Here is a 20,482-nt window from a genome sequence, read left to right as displayed (position 1 = left end):
GTGAAGGATTATGAGAATTGGTGGAATAGCTTCGGGGATGGATATAGACTCGATTATTAAGGATTTAATGAAGGCAAATCGGATACCGCTAGATAAAACGATACAGAAAAAGCAATACTTGGAGTGGCAATTGAATGATTACCGCAGCATTAACCGGAATTTGCAAGCAACAAGTAGTAAAATTGGGGACACATTGCAGTTCGAAAGTACGTTCATGGCGAAAAATGTAACGAACTCCAATCCAAATGCGGTTGACATTAAAAGTACGAATTCAATAGCTGATTTTACAGGAACGATCTCGATTGAGCGGTTGGCTAAGAAAGCAACTGTGCAAGGTGGAGAGTTACAACAATCAGACGGTACTAAACTTACTGAGGCACAAGTGAAAAATTCTACATTAAAAGAACTTGGGTTAGAGCAGGGAGATATGACAATTAAGATTGATGCACCAGGAAAAGCTGGTGAAGTACTAACGTTTGAAGAAACGGATACAATCGAATCTGTTTTAACTAGAATTAATAAAGAAACGGGAGTAAATGCATTTTTTGATTCACATACAGGGAAAATCGCAATGACTGCTAAAAATAGTGGTGATGGCGCAATCACTGTCACTGGTGGTATGGGAGATAAATTGAAATTAGACGCATCAAATGCAGTTAAGACAGCTGGCCTAAATGCACAATTTACTTTTAATGGACTAGCTACTGAACGCTCATCCAACTCATTCACAATCAATGGTTTTGAAGTGAACTTAAAACAAGTGACAACAAGTGATGTAACATTCAGTTCATCTCCAGACACGGATAAAATCGCTGACACTGTCATTCAATTTGTCAATGACTATAACAAGATGATTGAAGAATTGAATGCGAAGATTCGCGAGCCTAAATACCGTGACTATCAGCCGCTATCTGAAGAACAGAAGAAAGATATGAAAGAAAATGAAATTAAGATGTGGGAAGAAAAAGCGATGAGTGGAACGCTGCGCAACGACCCGACGATTTCAAGCATGTTGACGAAGATGCGCGATGCATTGAACAGCGAGGTTAATGGAACGGATGGTAAGATTCGCCTAAGTGACATTGGAATCACCACGTCTAATAACTACAAAGATAATGGCAAACTTATAATCGATGAGAAAAAACTTCGTGAAATGATTGCAACAGAACCAAACAAAGTTTCCGAGCTTTTTACAAAAACGGACGAAGGACTTGCAACAAAGTTCCGTAACGCTATCGATGAAGGACAAAAGTCAATTTCTAAACGAGCAGGTAGCGTAGGAGCAGGGAATGATACATTTACGCTTGGCAGTACGATGAAAAGTATGAATGAGCAAATTGTTCGTTTTGAAGAACGTATGAAAACGGTTGAAGATCGCTTGTGGAAACAGTTCACGGCAATGGAAATGGCGATTAACCGTGCAAACGCACAATCCGCACAGTTGCAAAGTACACTTGGTGGGTATTAATCTAGTAAGTCGTATAAAAGGAGATATAAAATGGCTAGCAATAATCCATATGCAAAATACCAGAATAACTCGGTCAATACATCGACACCTGGTGAGCTAACGCTCATGTTGTACAATGGCTGTTTGAAGTTCATAGAACAAGCAAAAAGAGGATTGATAGATGGGGATATGGAAGAAAAGAATACATCTATTAAAAAAGCACAGGCTATTATTTCTGAGTTGATGCTGACACTTGATAGATCTTATCCAGTTGCTAAAAATATGCTCATTCTCTACGAATTTGCCAATAGCCGTCTTGTTGATGGTAATATCAAAAATGATAGTACCTTATTCGATGAGGCATCTGCGATTATTAGGGAATTTCGCGATACGTGGAAGCAGGTTATTCAAATTAATCGGCAAAAGCAGTATGCGAATGTGGATGAAATATGATTCGGCCCGCAATGATTGCTTGGCGTGATGTGACGGAGAAATTGTTGGCATTGACGACAGGCGAGACTTCTGAAGAACAACGCGATGCCGTGATTTTAAGTATTGAAGGATTTTTGGATAGTCGGGACAAGCTTCAACCGCATATAGCTGCACCGTTTACTAGTGAAGAAGAAGCGTTTGGCGAAGAACTTGTTGCATTGGAAGCAGACGTTCAGAAAAAACTTGCGTTGTTTACAAATCAAATTCGTGTGAATATTTCTGAAGCCCAATCTAAAAAAGGCAATATGAAAAACTACGTCAATCCTTACAGTAATGTCGCACGTGACGGTACATTTTACGATACAAAGCAGTAAATAGGAACTCGGTAGGGAACTATTCTCTATCGGGTTTTTTATCTGTCGAAATCAAAAGAGGTATCAAAGTGGAAAAGAATACAAGTTTTACTTCCATAGAATAGGAATTGGTCAATTACACCCATATGAATACCTATTCATTAATGATACATTTTACATACGGATTTATTTAGTATATTCAGATAGTAATTGAAATTGACATTTAAGGAGTGAACGGGTGTGAATATTGAACAATTGAAGCGGGAAGATTGGCTTCGAAAGAATCGGATTATGATGATTGGATTTGCGCTTGCGGCTGGGCTTGGTTTGGTTGCCCAACTTATTCAGCGGGCACCGCTAGCCATTCTGTTGCCTGTTGCGATTCCTTTTGTGCTAGCAATTACTCTCTATAGTTTAAGCATGAAAATAGAAGCGGTATCGCGAGTACTTCCATATGGACTGTTGATATTGAATTTTAGTATTGCGATGGGTGTCATCTTTTTCTCGGAGGCGAATTTAGGAACAATCGGTATTATTCTACTTATTTTAGTACTTGCCTCTATCCATGGCATGATGCGGATAATGGCATTCGGCTACGTACTCGGTGCCATTGCCATTGTGACGAATAACCTGCTTTTTGTGCAACCTGAACTGGTTGAAGAAAGTGGAACGAATCTTGTGATTTTATATTTGCTTGCGGGGCTTCTATTATTTTTACTTGTTCGTCAAAATGTGCGGGTATTTGCACATGTGGAACAGCTTGTCGAATTGACGGAATCGAAGGTGCTGGAAGAAGAAGCACTCACAGCTCGACTGGATGGCTGTGTGGAAAAAATAACGGCGAATCTTGGTCAACTACGCACCAGTACAGAGACAGCTGCGATTGGACAGAACGAGATGCTTGCGGCTGTGAATGAAGTAAGTATAGGGAGTCAGCATCAGGCAGATCATATTGGCGATATTGCAAAAAATGCAGAGCGTACGTATGAATCGGTTCAAGTGATTGCTGAAGGATTGGGGCAAATCGTCATCCAGACAAGTGAAGCGGGACGGAAAGCTGAAGAAGGCACGGAAAATAGTGTGAAGTTAAAAGCAAGCATTGATACATTTTCTTTATTTTTCACAGAGTTACATGAAACCTTTGCAATGTTATCGGGGAAAATTGATGAAACAAATGCGTTTGCGAGTTCGATCAAGGTTATTACGGAGCAGACGAATTTATTGGCATTGAATGCTTCGATTGAAGCGGCACGGGCAGGTGAACAAGGCAAAGGCTTTGCTGTCGTTGCGGATGAAATTCGAAAGCTCGCTGGTCTAACAGATGATACGTTGAAGAAAATTGATGGCAATTTAGTAGAAGTGAATCGTTATAACGAACTGGCTGTGACGAAGCTCGGAGAAGGCTTGCAGCAAATAAGTGTGCAAACAGCCGTGGCGGATGCGTCTAGCTTATCCTTTACTGCGTTATGTGAAACAATGACGACATTGCAGCAGGAGTTATCGGTGTTCATCCAAAGCTTTGGGGGCATTACGGCGGATAGTGCGTCGATTCAGGAGCGCACGATGGCATTTGCGGCGATTGTTGAACAAAGTACGGCGGCTGTGGAAGAGTTGAATGCTACGCTGACCGAATTGACGGCTGAGCAACAGCAAACTGCGCAGTATATTCATGAAACGCATGAAGAAGCGATGCAAATGAGACATACAAGAAGCTGAGCTGAAGTTCGATGAAAAGTCTTCCATTTGTTATGATGGAAGAAATGGCTAGTAATGGAACGAGGTGTGAGGGATGTTTTATAAAAGGAATGAATACTTTCGATATACATTTGACGAACCGCTTGAAGCTGAATTTCGAGTTGTCATTGCAGCGCCGGAAGAAAAGGAATCTAAGCGAGGGCATTGTCAGCTGGTGAATATTAGCCCGGGTGGTTTGAAATTTGCGACGAAGTTTGATATTCCGCTCGAACATAAGCCAGTCCGCTTACGCATAGAGTTTACGTTGTACGAAAACAGCATTGAGGTCGAAGGAAGTATAGTTTGGAAAAAGCCTTATAGTGATGGTTGGATGTATGGCTTTGATTTTGTTGAGGATACTGAAGTGGAAGCACAAATTGTTCATGAACTGAAGCAAAGCCGTCGCACTATGATGGGTGCTGAAAAAGCGTCGAAGAGGCATTGAAAAATGGGTTAGACACAAAAACGGCATCATTCGACAATTTTTTTTAATTTTTCAATGTTTTTAGAAGGACTTTAAAGGGAAGATGTAGAAGAGTACTATATGGTCAAATAAAGGAGGAGTTCATATGTTAAACTTCAACATCCGCGGTGAAAATATTGAGGTGACTCCGGCGATCCGTGAACACGTCGAGAAGAAAGTCCAAAAACTCGAAAGGTATTTCACAGAAGAAACAATCGAAACAGCAACAGCAAATGTGAATATGAAAGTGTATAACGACAAGCAGACAAAAGTGGAAGTAACTATTCCGATGAAAAATTTGACACTTCGAGCAGAAGAACGTCATAACGATCTATACGCAGCAATCGACTTAATTGTCGACAAACTCGAACGTCAAATTCGTAAATACAAAACAAAAGTGAATCGTAAATTCCGTGAACGTGAAGGCGTTGCAGCATTCTTTGCGTCAGTTAATAAAAGCGAAGATAAATCTGTAGAAGTTTTAGAGGAAGATCATGAATTCCCGATTGTTCGCACGAAACAATTTGATCTGAAACCGATGGATCAAGAGGAAGCCATCCTTCAAATGAATATGCTCGGCCATAATTTCTTCATCTTCACAGATGCAGAGTCTGACGGTACGCATATCGTATACAAACGTAAAGACGGCAAATATGGTTTGATTGAAACAAACTAACGATTGGTTGGAATCCCTAAGTGACGGACGCTGTCGCTTAGGGATTTTTTTGAATTAGAAAAGAGTCGCATGTGAATGAATAATTGGATTGCGCAAAGAAGCGATTGAACCACGCATATATGCCGACGAAGCGCGCAATCCATCGCTCGAACCGCGCATATATACTGTTGAACCACGCAATCCACCGGCATCACCGCATAAAAAGTATACAAATAACACAAAAAATAACCATCTGAAAACGTTTGGGCTACACGATTTGCACCGCGCATTTCACAGTGTTAAAATGAAGAGTGAACTTAATGAGGATGTGACCTGAATGCTTGGCGTATTGAATAAAATGTTTGATATGAATAAACGAGACTTGAAGCGTCTCGACAAGATTGCGGATAAGGTTGAAACTTTGGCTTCACAAATGGAGCAACTTTCGGATGAGCAATTAACGGCAAAGACGGAAGAATTTAAGGAACGTTACAACAAGGGAGAAACGCTTGACCAATTGCAGGCTGAGGCATTTGCGGTTGTACGTGAAGCATCTCGCCGTGTACTCGGTATGTACCCATTCCGTGTACAAATCATCGGTGCGGCTGCTTTACACGAAGGCAATATCGCAGAGATGAAAACGGGTGAAGGGAAAACGTTGACGTCTACGCTATCGGTTTATTTGAACGCGCTTGCTGGTAAAGGCGCGCATGTTGTGACGGTCAACGAATACTTGGCAAGTCGTGACGCGATGGAGATGGGACAGCTGTACGAATTTCTTGGCTTGTCAGTCGGTTTGAACTTGAACCATCTGTCGAAAGAAGAAAAAAGAGAAGCATATAGTGCAGACATTACGTATAGTACAAATAACGAACTTGGTTTCGACTACTTGCGTGATAATATGGTGCTTTACAATGAACACAAAGTACAGCGCCCACTCTTTTACGCAGTTATTGACGAGGTGGACTCCATCTTAATCGATGAAGCGCGTACGCCGTTGATCATTTCGGGGCAAGCGGCGAAATCGGCGGAATTGTATCGCTTGGCGAATCAGTTTGTGTTTGGGCTGAAAAAAGAAGAAGACTATTCGTATGATGAGTCGACGAAAGGTGTCGTCTTGACGGAAGCTGGTATTGAAAAGTCGGAGAAGGCATTTAGTATCGACAACTTATTCGATTTGAAACATGTCTCGCTGAATCACGCGATTAACCAGTCGCTGAAAGCCCATGCGAGTATGCATATCGATGTCGATTATGTTGTGCAAGAAGGCGAAGTTGTCATTGTCGATTCATTCACAGGGCGTTTAATGAAAGGTCGTCGTTATAGTGATGGCTTGCACCAGGCAATTGAGGCGAAAGAAGGTCTGGAAGTCCAGAATGAAACGATGACGCTGGCAACGATTACCTTCCAGAACTTCTTCCGGATGTACGAAAAGCTTTCTGGTATGACGGGGACGGCGAAAACGGAAGAGGAAGAGTTCCGCAATATTTACAATATGAACGTCATTGCGATTCCGACGAACCGTCCGATTTCAAGGGATGACCGTGCGGATTTAATCTACGCAACGATGGCTGGTAAATATAAAGCCGTTGCAGAAGATATTAAAGAGCGCAATACGAAAGGGCAGCCTGTACTTGTCGGTACGGTAGCCATCGAAACGTCTGAGATTATTTCCAAATATTTGACGAAATTTGGCGTGAAGCATAATGTGTTGAACGCGAAAAATCATGGCCGTGAAGCCGAAATTATTTTGGAAGCCGGTCAAAAAGGCGCGGTGACCATCGCGACGAACATGGCTGGTCGTGGTACAGACATTAAACTAGGTGAAGGTGTGCAAGAGCTTGGTGGTCTTGCGGTTATCGGTACGGAACGACATGAGTCGCGCCGAATCGATAATCAGCTTCGTGGTCGTTCTGGTCGTCAAGGTGACCCGGGGATTACACAGTTCTATTTATCCCTAGAGGATGAATTGATGCGTCGTTTTGGTTCAGACCAGATGAAGTCGATGATGACGAAACTTGGGATGGACGATGAAACACCGATCCAGTCAAAAATGGTCTCCCGTTCGGTTGAATCTGCTCAGAAGCGGGTAGAGGGGAACAACTTTGATGCGCGGAAACGTCTTCTTCAATACGACGATGTCCTGCGTCAACAACGTGAAATCATTTACAAGGAACGGAACGATGTGCTCGGCTCCGACAATATTCGCGAAGTTCTTGAAAATATGCTAGCGAATGTGGCGGAAAGAGCGGTTGCGCTCCATACGACAGAAGAGAAACAATCGGATTGGCATTTGAAAGGCTTAGAAGATTTCATCGGCGCGAATTTGCTACCAGAAGGTACGCTGACACAAGCGGATATGGAAGGCAAAACGGCTGAACAATTGACGAAGCTGATTCAAGATGCTGTTATCAAGCACTATGATGAAAAAGAAGCTGAAATGACAGCGGAGCGTATGCGCGAGTTCGAGAAAGTCGTCTTGCTGCGTGCGATTGATTCAAAATGGACGGATCATATCGATGCGATGGACCAATTGCGTCACGGAATCCATTTACGTGCATACGGTCAAACTGATCCACTGCGTGAATATCAGTCGGAAGGGTTTGCGATGTTCGAAGAAATGGTGGGAGCGATTGAGTCCGATGCTTCTAAATATGTCATGAAAGCCGAAATTCGCAATAACCTTGAACGTGAGGAAGTTGCGAAAGGGCAGGCTGTCAACCCGAAAGAGGATGGCGAGCAAGTACGAAAAAAACCAGCGCGCCGGGCAGTTAATATTGGACGAAATGATCCATGTCCATGTGGTAGCGGGAAGAAATTTAAAAACTGTCACGGCAATGCATAAGCAACCGGACAACCCAATTTCAGGAGGAAAACATTATGATGGAATTATCCGATGTACGTAACGAGCTTGACAAATCAGCTAAGAAATTAGCGGACTTTAGGGGGTCTCTTTGACTTAGAAAACAAAGAGGCACGTATTCAAGAACTCGATGAAGTGATGCTAGAACCAGGATTCTGGGATAATCAGGACAGTGCGCAGAAAGTCATTTCTGAATCGAATGGCTTGAAGGATGTCGTTGGTGATTATACAGAACTAACAGACACACAAGAAAATTTAGAAATGACGCTGGAATTACTTCGTGAGGAATTTGACGAGGAATTGCAGGAGGAGCTCGGAACTGAACTAAAAGAATTCAAAGGGAAGTTAGATGCGTTTGAATTGCAAATGCTACTCAGCGATGAATTCGATAAAAATAGTGCAGTTCTTGAACTTCATTCAGGTGCTGGCGGTACTGAATCTCAGGACTGGGCGTCTATGCTCCTTCGTATGTACACACGTTGGGCTGAACACCATGGTTTCAAGGTGGAAACACTGGATTACCAAGCTGGAGATGAAGCGGGTGTGAAATCCGTCACATTATCTATTAAAGGGCATAATGCGTATGGCTATTTGAAAGCAGAAAAGGGCGTTCATCGACTTGTGCGCATTTCACCATTCGATTCATCCGGCCGCCGTCATACATCATTCTCTTCTATAGAAGTAATGCCGGAATTTGAAGGCGATGTCGATGTAGAAATTAAGATGGAAGATGTAAAGATTGACACATATCGTTCAAGTGGAGCGGGTGGTCAGCACGTTAATACGACGGATTCCGCTGTACGGATGACGCATATTCCAACAGGTGCCATCGTGACATGTCAGACAGAGCGTTCACAGATCAAAAACCGTGAGCGTGCGTTGAACTTGTTGAAAGCGAAGATTTACCAAATTCGCATTGAAGAAGAGGAAGCACGTCTTCTTGAAATTCGTGGAGAACAAAAAGAAATCGGTTGGGGCAGTCAGATTCGCTCCTACGTATTCCACCCGTATTCCATGGTGAAAGATCACCGGACGAATGCAGAAACAGGGAATGTCGGTGCCGTGATGGATGGCGAAATCGATTTGTTCATCAATGCGTATTTACGTTCACGCATTTCATAATGGAGCCACAGAGGAAAAGTACACTTCGGTGTGCTTTTTCTTTGCACAGAAATGATAAAATAGTGGATTTGGGGCAAGTTACAAATAGGTGATGCCATGCAAGTAGGTTTAGAAGGCTGGAAAAGGTGTTATAGTAAGAGAGAGGGACTTCCAGAGGTGTTTGTCACTGTTTTGAAGAATAAGACGCTGTAGACGGACAATTTCAAACACAAAGCTCTGGTATACTAAGGTATGTAGAACATTATTTACATGAGGAGGAAGTAGCATGAAGAAACAACTTTTAGCAGTTCTATTCGGAGCTACGCTTGTCCTTGGGGCATGTGGCGGCGGAGACAAAGCGAAAGAAACAGATAAGGGTAATACTGGTGGCGAAACAGCAGCAGTTGACGCAGAAGCAATCGTCGATAAGAGCTGTATCATGTGTCACGGTGGCAACCTTGAAGGACAAGGGAACGCTCCAGCACTTACGGATGTTGGCTCACGTTTGACTGAAGAGGAAATCAAAGCTGTTATTGTTGATGGTAGAGGCGGTATGCCAGCTGTCAAAATGAGCGATGAAGAATCAACTGCAGTAGCACAATGGTTAGCTGAGAAAAAATAAGTTCGACAATGAAGCCGCCTGCAAGCATATGCTTGGGCGGTTTTTTTGTTGTGCTTAGGTGTACTGTCGGTGCAACCAGCGGGACTGTCCGTGAAAGAGATGGAACTGTGCGTTCAAGTGGCGGGATTGTCCGTGAAAGAGTTAAAACTGTCGACGCAACTTGTCAGACTGTCAGTGAACAGGTGCCGCCGCTAGGAAATATCTTCCTTGCTATTTCATTTACTAGGATATTTGTGCTTTCAATCTCCCCTTTACAAAATCACAAATCCATGTACAGTTCGACACAAATTCTTCAATACTTCATGTTTCCACCAGCAATTTTGCGGGAGAGAATTTTATCCCCAAAGGTCGAATAAAGTAGGGCTAGTGTAGGTTTTAAAGAGAAATTCACGTAGAAACGCATGATTACCAACGTTACAATCGGAATCTAAATGAAATACAACTGTAATACTTACTCGCGCGAATCATGTTATAATAAGCACGTTGAGGAAAAAAAGAGCGACAAAAATTTTGCAGGTGGTCTTAACATGATAGTGATGAAAGATGTGTACAAGAAATACTCGAATGGTGTTGTAGCTGCAAACGGTATCAATGTCGAAATTGGCGGTGGCGAGTTTGTCTATGTAGTAGGTCCGAGTGGTGCAGGTAAAACAACATTCATTAAAATGATGTACCGTGAAGAAAGACCAACAAGTGGAGAAATTCATATTGATGGTACGAATCTTGCAACGTTGCGCAGCAAGCGTGTTCCTTATTTACGCAGGCAAATTGGTGTTGTATTTCAAGACTTTAAACTATTACCGAAATTGAATGTTTATGAGAATGTAGCGTTTGCGCTTGAAGTAATTGAAGAATCGCCAACCGAAATCAGAAAAAAGGTAAATGAAGTACTTGGACTTGTTGGATTAACGCAGAAGGCGCGCATGTTTCCGGATGAATTATCAGGAGGAGAACAGCAAAGAGTGTCGATTGCAAGGTCCATTGTCAACAAACCGAAAGTCGTCATTGCCGATGAACCGACAGGTAACCTTGACCCTGAAACTTCATGGGAGATCATGAGGATTTTCGAACAGATTAATGCTCGTGGTACGACAATTGTCATGGCCACCCATAACAGGGAAATCGTCAATACAATCAGGCACCGGGTTATCGCAATAGAGGGCGGACTGATCACCCGTGATGAGTACGGAGGTGATTACGGCTATGAAAGCTAGAACATTCGGCCGACACGCACGCGAAAGCTTGAAAAGTCTAAGGCGCAACAGTTGGATGACCTTTGCTTCGATTAGTGCCGTTACCGTTACACTACTGCTTGTTGGTGTGTTTATCGTCATCATGATGAACTTGAATCAATTGGCGACGAATATTGAAAATGATGTCGAAATCAAAGTCATTGCCGATCCTGCCGCGAGTGAGGAAGCTGTAAAAGAACTTGAAAAGAAGGTTCGTTCACTAGAAGGTGTCCTCGAGGTCGTTCATTTTACGAGAGACCAAGAATTGGACAAGATGATTGCATCATTTGGAGACGAACTGAAGCTGTATGAGCAAAGCAACCCACTTGGAGATGCGTTGTACGTAAAAGCGCAAGATCCACAGCAAACGGCGAAAATCGCTAAAAAAATTGATGCCTATGAGTATACATATGAGGTTGTATACGGACAAGGGAAAGTCGAAAAGCTATTTAACGTGTTAAACCTTGGTCGCAATATCGGGTTAGTGTTAGTCATAGCACTCTTGTTGACTGCGATGTTCCTTATTTCGAATACGATACGCATTACAATTGTTGCTAGAGGAAGAGAAATTGAGATTATGAAACTGGTAGGTGCAACGAATAACTTCGTGCGCATTCCGTTCATACTCGAAGGAATTTGGCTAGGAATCCTTGGTGCGATTCTGCCAATGCTGATTGTTTCAATTTCTTATTATAACTTGTACCAATACTGGTCACCAAAACTAAAAGGTGAACTGTTCCAGCTCCTACACACAACGCCATTTTTATTCCAATTGAACGCATTGATTCTGTTCATGGGAATCTTCATCGGTATGTGGGGTAGCTTTATGGCTGTGCGCAAATTTCTTAAAGTGTAACTGGATTGCTAGAGTTGAAAGGGGTATTGAGAAGTTGGGTAAAAGTAAAGGATTACTGACAAGTATTATTGCAGTGTTTCTGCTGTCTACAACATTGGGTGCTACCGGTGTCTCGGCAAGCGCACTGGATGATATGAAAGCAGAGCAGAAAATACTGAATCAAAAAAAGAACGAATTGAATTCAGGTATAGAGAAAAAAGAATCTGAAATCAATGTGAAAAGATCTTCCATCGACACAACGTTAGATCAACTCTCTCAATTAAATAATAAAATTGAGAATACGAATGCCGAAATTGATCGTGTTGAAGGTGAGATTGCTCGCACAACACTGGAAATTGAGGAATTGCGTATTTCGATTGCAGACCTCGAAAAGAAAATCGAAGAGCGTGATGAAGTATTGCGTGAACGTATGCGTGCTATGCAAGTTAAAGGTGAACAAGTTAGCTATCTGGACGTGCTAATTGGTGCAAATAGTTTTGCAGATTTCATCGACCGTTTTTCAGCAGTCAATACATTGATGGATGCTGACCGTAAAATAATGGAACAACAAGCTGAAGATAAGAAGCAGCTTGAAGAAGAAAAAGCACTTGTTGAGCAAAAACTTGCAGAGCAAGAAGCAAACAAACAACAACTTCAAGAGTTGAAGAAATCTTTAGAAGCACAAAAGAATGAGAAAGACCGATTGATTAAGCAGCTTGAGGCAGAACAACAACAATTGGTAAATGAAAAAGGTCAGCTTGAAGCTGATTTAGACAAAACGTATGAAGTGAGTAAAGAGCTTGAACAAAAAATTGCGGTAGAGCAAAATCGCTTAGCGGAAATTGCGCGTCAAGCAGAAGCAGAGCGGAAACGTAATCTATTAGCTTCACAAGGTGGAGGTAGTAGCCAAGGTGGAAGTAGCAGTCAAGGTGGCGGAAGTACATCGGGTGGCTCTTTGCCGGCTGTCTCTAGCGGATCATGGACAAAACCATCGACTGGACGAAGCACATCGTCATTCGGCTGGAGAATACATCCAATTTCAGGCGTTAAAAAGCAACACCGCGGTGCAGATATTGCAAATAGTATTGGAACGCCAGTTGTATCGGCTGCAGATGGCGTTGTATCCTATGCAGGTCAGTTAGGAACTTACGGCAACGTAATCATGGTCACACACTCAATCGAAGGAAAGATTTTCACAACATTGTATGCGCATCTTTCTAGCATTGGTACAGGTGTTGGATCACATGTTTCTAAAGGTCAACTAATCGGAAAAATGGGGAACACGGGCGGAGTAACCGGTCCTCACCTTCATTTCGAACTTCATGTTGGCGCATGGACAGCATATGGATCAAGTGCGGTTAACCCATTAAACTATATATCATTCTAATGAATGAAACGTGTCCGCCTCTAAATGGGGCGGACTTTTTATATTTCTAGACGATATTTTGTACAAAGGCCAAGCAAATTGTTCGTATTTTTGCATCTTTTTGTATACGATACAGGGTATATGATGAAAAGGGGAAATGCATGATGCCTGTTACGAAACTCTTTATTCTCGGTAACCTGACAGTCCAGTCATCTTGGGTGGCATTCATGGTTGCATGCGTCGTTGCATACTGTGCAGTTAGGATGCGTTTTGGCAAACGGCATGCAGAACGTTTGTCAGATGCGCTTTTTACTGTGCTCATTGTATGGAAGTTCAGTGTCATATTGACTGATTTCAGCACAGTTATCCAGTCGCCATTGACGCTGATTTATTTTCATGGTGGTGCATTTGGTTTTATTCTCGGAGTGTTGTTCGTAATTGGAAAGTCTATTGTTGAACGAAAGCGTAAACCACTTGATACGACGGGCCTTTGGGCAATGTTTACAGGAGCAGTGACAGTTCAAGTTGTGTATCAAGTACTGATGGTGTTATTGAACGAAGGTGAGCGGCTTGCGCAACTTGTAACGGTAATCTTGTTCGTTGTGTTTGCAGTCTTTTTCTGGGTACATACTGGTAAAGTGGGCGAGTGGTTTTGGCAATTGGCATTGCTGTTTATGGCAGTGCATATGTTTGTCGCGGCTTTCCAGCCAGAGGGGCTCAGTGGAACATCGTTCATTGTGACCGCGATTATTGGCGTGTTTTTTGTAGTGCATGGACGTAGATTGGAGGAGCGATTATGAATAAGAAAATAATGGGTTCGATTATTGCGATATTACTGATAGGTTCAATGGTTGTCATTATGCTGAAGGATAATCTAGGGGAGCCAGAGCCGATTGACGATTATCTTGCAGGCGCAGATCTTAGTGCTTTGGAGGATGAGCCAGGTTTGCAAAGGGGAGATACACCGCCTGATTTCGAACTGACTACGATTGCAGGAGAAACGGTTAAACTATCAGATTTACAAGGAAAAAAAGTGGTGTTGAATTTCTGGGCTTCATGGTGTGGTCCTTGTAAGGCGGAAATGCCCCATATGGAGAAGTTTTATAAAAAGCATAAAGACGAAGAAAACGTTGAAATCATCGCAGTCAATTTGTTGTCTGTGGAGAAGCAAGGTATGCAAGGAGTCGAGCAATTTATCGATGCCTATGGACTGACGTTTCCAATTCCGCTCGATGAAGATGGTGCCATTATGGATGCTTATCAGGTGATGACTATACCAACAACATTTATGCTCGGGACAGATGGGACGATTGTACATAAGATTGTTGGGCCGATGGATGAAAAAATGATGAAAGACCTTGTGAGCAATTTGCCATAAGTTTTTATGGTATATAAATGGGACTACATAATCTTTCTAACAACGCTTGTAAGGTGCCTTCGCTGGATAGTAAATAAAAATCATAAGTTCAACCTATGTAACAATTAAAGAAAGTCGGTTTTCGCTGTCGTAATGTTCTGTTGTCGTTCATATAGTGGACGGAGGAGGGGGCATTGGGTATGCAGAGAAGCCGGCTTTTGTTATTTGTCATGTTAGCAGCTATGGCGGCGGGAGTTTTGCTCGTATTAGATGGCTGTGCGGGAAAGGAAGATACGGATGTAGGAACGGCGAGTACGTTTCCTGTGATTGATGAGGCGCTTGGGGTGATTCAGAAAAAAGCGGTATATCCAGTCGAGGAGGACATGCTCATTGAAGGGGCACTGCGCGGGATGGCCGATGTCATCGATGATCCCTATTCGACGTATTTGACGCAGGAAGAGGCAGCGGCGCATAAGGAATCGCTTGCAGCTGAACGCGTGGGCATTGGTGCAGAAATTACGCGCTCGAACGGCAAGTTCATCATCGTTGCTCCAGTGAAATCATCCCCGGCGGACAAAGCGGGATTGCAACCTTATGATGAGATTGTTCGCATTGACGATGAGCGACTCGAAGGTGATTCGTTGCAGGATGTTGTCCAGCGCATACGTGGTAAAAAAGGGACTGAGGTATCCATGACGATTTTCAGGCCCGATTTGAACAAACATCTGGAAGTGTCGGTGACGCGCGATGTCATTCCCGTCAAGACGGTGTCTGCGGAAGTGATTGAAGAGCGTGGCGAGAAGATTGGTTACATATCGCTTACGACGTTCGGTGATGAAAGTGCGAAAGAGTGGCTCGATGCGACTAATAAGCTGATTAAAGAAGGGGCGGAATCGCTTATTATCGATGTGCGTGGCAATCCGGGGGGCTATCTACACGCCGTCGGAGATATAGCAGGTAGTCTATTGCCGGAAAGTACGCCTTTCGCCTATATGCAGGATGCCAAGGGGGCTTTGACACCACTTGTGACAGAAAGCTCGCAGGATTTGGCTTATGATGAAAAGCTCAAGCAAATGCCGATTGTGCTCCTGCAAGATAAAGGAAGTGCCTCGGCAAGCGAAGTATTGAGCGGTGCTTTGAAGGATTTACAAAGAGGTTTTATTGCAGGAACGACAAGCTTTGGTAAAGGAACGGTACAAGACATTACGAAGTTATCCAATGGCGGAGAGATGAAATTGTCCACGCATAAATGGTTAACGCCGAAAGAGCAATGGATTCATGGGAAAGGCGTTACGGCACAGTTAGAAGTGGAACAAAATAAGCTGTTCAGCGAGCATATTCGACTGGTGACAGATGAATATAAAGAAGGCGATTTTCACGATGACATCGCCTATGCACAGCGTTTGCTTTCGGGACTTGGCTATGAGGTAAAACGTCAAGACGGTTTCTTTGATGGCGCTACAGAGAAGGCGGTTAAAGCCTTTCGTGAAGATGTCAAAGTGAAGAAGGGGAAAGAGATGGATCGCAAGTTTTTTATCACACTAAAGGATCAAGTGGAAAAGTTTAGAAATGAGCGTGCGAACGATGAGCAACTGCAGATGGCCATTGGCTATATGCATCATCAAATGAGCGGTAAGTAACATGGAGACTCCCGATATTGGGAGTTTTTTGTTTGGCGATAAGGGTTATGTTTAGGTTCCTTTGTGTAACTCGAAGCGCGCAAAAATCGTGTGTAACCGCGCAAAGCCATGTACGAAGCGCGCAAAAATCCTGTGTAACCGCGCAAAGCCATGTACGAAGCGCGCAAAAATCCTGTGTAACCGCGCAAGGCCGTGTACGAAGCGCGCAAAAATCCTGTGTAACCGCGCAAAGCCGTGTACGAAGCGCGCAAAAATCCTGTGTAACCGCGGAAGGCCGTGTACGAAGCGCGCGAAAATCCTGTGTAACAGCGCAAGGCCGTGTCATGGTCGGGAGGAACTGCCACCATCACTCATCATTTACTCCCATTCTATGAAAATTTACGCATGATTCACATAGCGAGGACTTAATTTGTTACAATGAATAGTAATCTTGTTGTGGGAAATGGGTGGTGTGGGTTGTGTCGGATAAAATACTAATGGATCTATTACAGATGATTGGGCTATTTTTTCTAAACCCTATAGTTGTTGTTTCAATATTGGCAGCGATTGCTTTGGGCTATTTTCGTGTGAAGCGTGAGCGAAGGAGTTTTAGGGTCCGCTTGTCGCCAGGGCTAACGGAGCTGAAGCGTTTGTTGGCGGAGTCATGGCTATATGCGTTAGTTCTATCCGTACTCATTTCAGGGGTCGGATTGGTTGTGGATGCAGGCTGGCTTGTGTTGTTTACGGTTGCTACACTGATTGCACTCGTTACGTTTTATTATAAAGTGGCATCGCCGATTTATTTTGCTGCGGTTGGGTTTGTAGCACTTTATATGATGGGGAAATATGCTGGAGATTTCACGGTTCGTGGTTGGACACCTGCACAGGTAGATTTGTTCGGGGAACTTGCGGTTACGATTCCGGTCATTGCAGGGGGCTTACTCGTTGTGGAAGGTTTGCTCATTCGCCGTCATACAGCTCGTTATGCGTCACCGTACTTGATGCAGACGAATCGGGGGCTCCGGGCTACGGTTTTTCAGGCTAAAAGGCTTTGGTTGCTACCGGTTGTGTTTCTTGTGCCGGGAGATATGATTGCTGTCTATGCACCATATTGGCCACAATTTACACTGGGAGCACATGCGTTTAGCTTGGTACCATTGCCAATCATCATTGGTTTTTCACAAGTGGCACGTTCGACGTATCCGGATGCACTTTACCCTAAAATGGGCCGTGCGATTAGTTGGACAGGCTGTGCGGTTGTCGTCGTGGGGCTCGCTGCGTTATGGATGCCGATATTGGGCTGGGCGGCGCTTGCGATTGGTGTTGTGTGCAGGATGGCTATATCCATTACGGTTTCGGTCCGCGAACGGATAGGGAATTATGCAGTTGCACCTAGTCCGGCGGGGGTTGTCATTGCAGGCGTTTTACCAGATTCGCCAGGGGAGAAGATGGGGCTTGTACCAGGGGAGTGTATTCGCTCCGTGAACGGCTTGCAAGTGAATAACGAAAAAGAGCTATATGATGCAATTCAAATTAATGCTGCACATTGCCGCTTGCAAGTCATTGACCGCGATGGGGAAGTGCGGCTTATGCAACAGGTTCTCTACCGGCATGATCATCACCGACTGGGCTTGCTCGTCGTCCGATGAAGAAGGAGTGTTGAACGATGGATTTACTTGCAACGAAATTGATACTAGCCTTTTTGTTGCCGGGGCTACTCGTCGTATTTTTTACCCGTGTCACCTTTAGTCATATTGTTGGGCTGATTTTGACGCTAGCACTTATCGCGGCATCCGTCTATGCAGGTTATACGCATAATTGGAGTTTATATGTAGCGGATGCATTATCGTTGACAGTCGGCTTCTGGTACGCAACACGCATGGTAAAGCGGGCAAGCCGACATACAAAAAGTGAATAACGGGTCTGACCGCTTCTCTTTGGGGGAGCGGTTTTATTGTGGCTGTCGATCCGGTTTTGGATGGAATCAAAAACGCATACAGCCTTAAAGGTTGTGTGCGTTTAAAATGTCCCTTACATAAATAAACTATAAACAGCCAGCACACCAATGGTGCCGAGAACAACAGGCATGACACCGCCGCCTAAAAAGGCAATGAGAAATGCGGTGCCAGCACCAATGACGCCGAATAATAGATTGCCTTCTTGGACAAAAAAGATGGCGGGAAAGATCAGCGCGCCAAGTACAGCATAAGGAATGTTGCTCAATACGCCTGATACGATGGGCGGTAGTTGTTTGCCATCTAAAAAAGTGAGCGGCACCATTCGTGGAAGATAGGTAACAATCGCCATGCCGAACAGTAACCACCAATAAGTAGCTCCCATTACGATTCCTCCTTGTTGCCATAGAGGGACTCGATGTTTTTCCCTCGTTTGACATAAACGATTTCGACTGCGATTGAAGCTACAAGTGTAGCAATTAGAATGGACCAACCTGTCGATAAGCCGATGAAGTAGAGTAAGCAATGGATAGCCGCCGCTATTCCGGCTAAAACGACGACTTTACGATTGCCTTTCATGGACGGAACGAGCAGTCCGATGAACATCGCATAAAGTGCGATAGACATAGCCGCTTGTAAAAAGAGCGGTAAATTTGCACCAATGACATGCCCGACAGCCGTAAAGACAACCCAACTACTATAGGCGATAAGTGCGACACCAAATGCGAAGGCTGTCGGGATTTTGCCTTTTTTACTCGTTGCCAGTACCGAAAAGGATTCGTCTGTAATACCGAAAGCATAAACGGCTTTAACCCATTTTTTTGCTGGCTGCATCTTTTCACTGAGTGAAGCCGTCATAAGGAAGTGACGGATGTTGACAACAAATGTATTCATGACGATTAATAGGGGATCGACACCGTATGTAATCAGGCTCAGCGACATGTATTGTGCTGCACCGGCGTAGACGAATATACTCATCGCAGTCGCTTCGATGATGGATAGACCAGCGGTTTTTGCGAGGAGCCCGAATGTGAGGGCGACGGGGAAATATCCGATGGCAATACTCGTGCCGGCTTTTAAACCAGCTGAAAATTGGTTTTTCTCCATTTTGTCACATCTTTCTTTGCTATTTATGTGATTATACTATAGTTACGTGCTTTAATGGGTATAGTAGTAGAGAAAATTCAAAGTAACAGGAATTCATACTTAATCATGTAGAAATAAGTTTTTTATTGGGGGGATTGCAGATGAGTGAATGGTTAGATGTAGATAAAATTATAGCATTTGCCCAACAGTATCGAGCACTTGGGCCGTTCATTGGTTTGCTTCTACCGTTTATCGAATCGTTTTTACCGTTTCTTCCTCTCTTTATCTTCGTCTTTGCCAATGCGGGTGCTTATGGTTTATGGTATGGATTTCTCCTGTCATGGGCGGGGACTGTTGTTGGCTCGTATGTGGTGTTTTTACTCATTCGTAAGTATGGGCGTAATCGATTCCTGCAATTTTTGACGAAAAAGAAGCGTGTGCAGCAATTGATTCAATGGGTGGATCGCAATGGGTTTGGTCCGTTGTTTTTGCTCATCTGTTTTCCATTTACGCCTTCAGCTCTCGTCAACCTCGTTGCGGGACTGTCTCATATGAAGAAAACCTATTATCTCGTTACGTTAATGGCGGGGAAATTGGTGATGATTTTTACCATTAGCTTTATCGGCTATGACATTAAGGCATTGCTGACAAACCCAATACGGACGGCAATCGTTGTTGTGATCATATTCTTATTATGGATTGTAGGGAAGGCGTTTGAAAAGCGTTTGAATGCGAAGGTCGAAGCGGATTTCCGGTCGTTTGCCAAGCACCAAGAAGAACACTAATTGATATATAGGTTGAACTTATGATTATTTCGTTCAATTTATATAGAATAAGAAAATCGGAGCCCCCGTTAACGGAGCTCCGATTTTCTATTAATCCTTATCTAATTCTTTACCCATACCTTTTAGAAAGTCGAGTCCAAATTTTGCAGCTCGGTTAATGTCTGGATCGTTTAATGCAGTCATCAGTTGGAATACGCCAACTTTTTGTCCGTTGCCTCTGTAAAGTTCGGCTTCATCGAGTCCGGCTTTAACGCTTGAAGCAAGTTTTTCTGTGACGGCAGGGTCAATTGCTGCCATAACGCTAGAGGCGCTTAATACATGGTTAATGATGTTGGTGACAGGTTCTCGGGATACTTGCCCAACCGCGATTTTTGCAAGATCTTCTTTTGCTTTAACCATCGCTTTGAGCGCATCGAAGATTCCTGCATCATCTAGGTCACCTGTAATTTCAAGTATTTTATTGAATGCTTGGTCTTGTTCAGCAATCAATGATTGTAACTCGGCAAGTTTTGCTTGCTTCGTTTCTTCTGGTGTCAATTCTTTCTTTGCGATAGAAGTAATAGGTATAGCCATCGAC

The 20,482-nt window shown here is 43.6% G+C and carries 21 protein-coding genes; 18 read left to right on the top strand and 3 right to left on the bottom strand.

Annotated features, from left to right (window positions below):
• Positions 1 to 10: 10 nt before the first annotated feature.
• The 17 genes from fliD to MKY34_RS20520 all read left to right on the top strand — a co-directional run bounded on the left by fliD (position 11) and on the right by MKY34_RS20520 (position 17,997).
• Positions 11 to 1,468, top strand: a complete 1,458-nt coding sequence (fliD, locus tag MKY34_RS20600; RefSeq protein WP_342512972.1) for a flagellar filament capping protein FliD — start codon at positions 11 to 13, stop codon at positions 1,466 to 1,468.
• Positions 1,469 to 1,498: 30 nt separating this feature from the next.
• Positions 1,499 to 1,900 carry a flagellar export chaperone FliS gene (gene fliS, locus MKY34_RS20595; protein WP_342512971.1) on the top strand — a complete coding sequence of 134 codons (402 nt, stop codon included), beginning with the start codon at positions 1,499 to 1,501 and terminating at the stop codon, positions 1,898 to 1,900.
• Positions 1,897 to 2,253 (top strand): hypothetical protein, encoded by a 357-nt coding sequence (locus MKY34_RS20590; RefSeq protein WP_342512970.1) that lies wholly within the window; start codon positions 1,897 to 1,899, stop codon positions 2,251 to 2,253. The genes fliS and MKY34_RS20590 overlap by 4 nt, the downstream gene beginning before the upstream one ends.
• A 219-nt stretch (positions 2,254 to 2,472) precedes the next feature.
• Positions 2,473 to 3,948: a methyl-accepting chemotaxis protein gene (locus tag MKY34_RS20585; protein WP_342512969.1), complete on the top strand. Its 1,476-nt coding sequence runs from the start codon at positions 2,473 to 2,475 to the stop codon at positions 3,946 to 3,948.
• Between the two features lie 73 nt (positions 3,949 to 4,021).
• Complete coding sequence (locus MKY34_RS20580) at positions 4,022 to 4,411, top strand: PilZ domain-containing protein (protein WP_342512968.1); 390 nt, start codon at positions 4,022 to 4,024, stop codon at positions 4,409 to 4,411.
• 124 nt (positions 4,412 to 4,535) lie between these two features.
• Positions 4,536 to 5,105 (top strand): ribosome-associated translation inhibitor RaiA, encoded by a 570-nt coding sequence (gene raiA, locus MKY34_RS20575; RefSeq protein ID WP_342512967.1) that lies wholly within the window; start codon positions 4,536 to 4,538, stop codon positions 5,103 to 5,105.
• 316 nt (positions 5,106 to 5,421) lie between these two features.
• On the top strand, positions 5,422 to 7,929 hold the full coding sequence (secA, locus tag MKY34_RS20570) for a preprotein translocase subunit SecA (protein ID WP_342512966.1): 2,508 nt from the start codon (positions 5,422 to 5,424) through the stop codon (positions 7,927 to 7,929).
• Positions 7,930 to 7,967: 38 nt separating this feature from the next.
• A protein-coding gene (prfB, locus tag MKY34_RS20565) for a peptide chain release factor 2 (protein ID WP_342515322.1) occupies positions 7,968 to 9,069 on the top strand; the annotation gives its coding sequence in 2 pieces (ribosomal slippage) (positions 7,968 to 8,039 and positions 8,041 to 9,069; 1,101 coding nt in all).
• Positions 9,070 to 9,334: 265 nt separating this feature from the next.
• A complete protein-coding gene (gene cccB, locus MKY34_RS20560; RefSeq protein ID WP_342512965.1) occupies positions 9,335 to 9,670 on the top strand; it encodes a cytochrome c551 in 336 nt (111 codons plus the stop codon).
• 527 nt (positions 9,671 to 10,197) lie between these two features.
• On the top strand, positions 10,198 to 10,884 hold the full coding sequence (ftsE, locus tag MKY34_RS20555; RefSeq protein ID WP_342512964.1) for a cell division ATP-binding protein FtsE: 687 nt from the start codon (positions 10,198 to 10,200) through the stop codon (positions 10,882 to 10,884).
• Complete coding sequence (gene ftsX / locus MKY34_RS20550) at positions 10,874 to 11,758, top strand: permease-like cell division protein FtsX (RefSeq protein ID WP_342512963.1); 885 nt, start codon at positions 10,874 to 10,876, stop codon at positions 11,756 to 11,758. Before ftsE ends, ftsX begins: the two co-directional genes overlap by 11 nt.
• A 34-nt stretch (positions 11,759 to 11,792) precedes the next feature.
• The gene (locus MKY34_RS20545; protein ID WP_342512962.1) at positions 11,793 to 13,124 is read left to right on the top strand and encodes a peptidoglycan DD-metalloendopeptidase family protein; all 1,332 of its coding nucleotides are present in this window, start codon (positions 11,793 to 11,795) and stop codon (positions 13,122 to 13,124) included.
• A 143-nt stretch (positions 13,125 to 13,267) separates the two neighbouring features.
• Positions 13,268 to 13,903, top strand: a complete 636-nt coding sequence (locus tag MKY34_RS20540; RefSeq protein WP_342512961.1) for a hypothetical protein — start codon at positions 13,268 to 13,270, stop codon at positions 13,901 to 13,903.
• Positions 13,900 to 14,481, top strand: a complete 582-nt coding sequence (locus tag MKY34_RS20535) for a redoxin domain-containing protein (protein WP_342512960.1) — start codon at positions 13,900 to 13,902, stop codon at positions 14,479 to 14,481. Before MKY34_RS20540 ends, MKY34_RS20535 begins: the two co-directional genes overlap by 4 nt.
• 179 nt (positions 14,482 to 14,660) lie before the next feature.
• Positions 14,661 to 16,100, top strand: coding sequence for a S41 family peptidase (locus tag MKY34_RS20530; protein WP_342512959.1), 1,440 nt, complete (start codon positions 14,661 to 14,663; stop codon positions 16,098 to 16,100).
• Positions 16,101 to 16,558: 458 nt separating this feature from the next.
• Complete coding sequence (locus tag MKY34_RS20525) at positions 16,559 to 17,728, top strand: PDZ domain-containing protein (protein ID WP_342512958.1); 1,170 nt, start codon at positions 16,559 to 16,561, stop codon at positions 17,726 to 17,728.
• A gap of 17 nt (positions 17,729 to 17,745) precedes the next feature.
• Entirely contained in the window at positions 17,746 to 17,997 is a 252-nt protein-coding gene (locus MKY34_RS20520; RefSeq protein WP_342512957.1) for a CsbA family protein, read from the top strand.
• Between the two features lie 113 nt (positions 17,998 to 18,110).
• On the opposite strand, the gene MKY34_RS20515 is transcribed toward MKY34_RS20520, so the two are convergent.
• Positions 18,111 to 18,419 carry an AzlD domain-containing protein gene (locus tag MKY34_RS20515; protein WP_342512956.1) on the bottom strand — a complete coding sequence of 103 codons (309 nt, stop codon included), beginning with the start codon at positions 18,417 to 18,419 and terminating at the stop codon, positions 18,111 to 18,113.
• The gene (locus MKY34_RS20510) at positions 18,419 to 19,141 is read right to left on the bottom strand and encodes an AzlC family ABC transporter permease (protein ID WP_342512955.1); all 723 of its coding nucleotides are present in this window, start codon (positions 19,139 to 19,141) and stop codon (positions 18,419 to 18,421) included. The genes MKY34_RS20515 and MKY34_RS20510 overlap by 1 nt, the downstream gene beginning before the upstream one ends.
• 140 nt (positions 19,142 to 19,281) lie before the next feature.
• On the opposite strand from MKY34_RS20510, the gene MKY34_RS20505 reads away from it, so the two are divergent.
• The gene (locus MKY34_RS20505) at positions 19,282 to 19,905 is read left to right on the top strand and encodes a TVP38/TMEM64 family protein (protein ID WP_342512954.1); all 624 of its coding nucleotides are present in this window, start codon (positions 19,282 to 19,284) and stop codon (positions 19,903 to 19,905) included.
• Between the two features lie 90 nt (positions 19,906 to 19,995).
• Here MKY34_RS20505 and MKY34_RS20500 read toward each other — a convergent pair whose 3' ends face one another.
• Positions 19,996 to 20,478 (bottom strand): DUF1641 domain-containing protein, encoded by a 483-nt coding sequence (locus MKY34_RS20500; protein WP_342512953.1) that lies wholly within the window; start codon positions 20,476 to 20,478, stop codon positions 19,996 to 19,998.
• Positions 20,479 to 20,482: the final 4 nt, after the last annotated feature.

It is taken from the genome of Sporosarcina sp. FSL K6-1522 (assembly GCF_038622445.1).
In the GTDB taxonomy this organism is placed as follows: domain Bacteria; phylum Bacillota; class Bacilli; order Bacillales_A; family Planococcaceae; genus Sporosarcina.
The sequence above is the reverse complement of the archived record's forward strand: the minus strand, read 5'-3'. Positions and strand labels throughout refer to the sequence as shown.

Excerpts from the sequence above, each read along its gene's own strand:
- fliD (WP_342512972.1), top strand. The coding sequence starts at position 11 with ATGAGAATTGGTGGAATAGCTTCGGGGATGGATATAGACTCGATTATT.
- fliS (WP_342512971.1), top strand. The coding sequence starts at position 1,499 with ATGGCTAGCAATAATCCATATGCAAAATACCAGAATAACTCGGTCAAT.
- MKY34_RS20590 (WP_342512970.1), top strand. The coding sequence starts at position 1,897 with ATGATTCGGCCCGCAATGATTGCTTGGCGTGATGTGACGGAGAAATTG.
- MKY34_RS20580 (WP_342512968.1), top strand. The coding sequence starts at position 4,022 with ATGTTTTATAAAAGGAATGAATACTTTCGATATACATTTGACGAACCG.
- raiA (WP_342512967.1), top strand. The coding sequence starts at position 4,536 with ATGTTAAACTTCAACATCCGCGGTGAAAATATTGAGGTGACTCCGGCG.
- secA (WP_342512966.1), top strand. The coding sequence starts at position 5,422 with ATGCTTGGCGTATTGAATAAAATGTTTGATATGAATAAACGAGACTTG.
- cccB (WP_342512965.1), top strand. The coding sequence starts at position 9,335 with ATGAAGAAACAACTTTTAGCAGTTCTATTCGGAGCTACGCTTGTCCTT.
- ftsE (WP_342512964.1), top strand. The coding sequence starts at position 10,198 with ATGATAGTGATGAAAGATGTGTACAAGAAATACTCGAATGGTGTTGTA.
- ftsX (WP_342512963.1), top strand. The coding sequence starts at position 10,874 with ATGAAAGCTAGAACATTCGGCCGACACGCACGCGAAAGCTTGAAAAGT.
- MKY34_RS20540 (WP_342512961.1), top strand. The coding sequence starts at position 13,268 with ATGCCTGTTACGAAACTCTTTATTCTCGGTAACCTGACAGTCCAGTCA.
- MKY34_RS20535 (WP_342512960.1), top strand. The coding sequence starts at position 13,900 with ATGAATAAGAAAATAATGGGTTCGATTATTGCGATATTACTGATAGGT.
- MKY34_RS20530 (WP_342512959.1), top strand. The coding sequence starts at position 14,661 with ATGCAGAGAAGCCGGCTTTTGTTATTTGTCATGTTAGCAGCTATGGCG.
- MKY34_RS20520 (WP_342512957.1), top strand. The coding sequence starts at position 17,746 with ATGGATTTACTTGCAACGAAATTGATACTAGCCTTTTTGTTGCCGGGG.
- MKY34_RS20515 (WP_342512956.1), bottom strand. The coding sequence starts at position 18,419 with ATGGGAGCTACTTATTGGTGGTTACTGTTCGGCATGGCGATTGTTACC.
- MKY34_RS20510 (WP_342512955.1), bottom strand. The coding sequence starts at position 19,141 with ATGGAGAAAAACCAATTTTCAGCTGGTTTAAAAGCCGGCACGAGTATT.
- MKY34_RS20505 (WP_342512954.1), top strand. The coding sequence starts at position 19,282 with ATGAGTGAATGGTTAGATGTAGATAAAATTATAGCATTTGCCCAACAG.
- MKY34_RS20500 (WP_342512953.1), bottom strand. The coding sequence starts at position 20,478 with ATGGCTATACCTATTACTTCTATCGCAAAGAAAGAATTGACACCAGAA.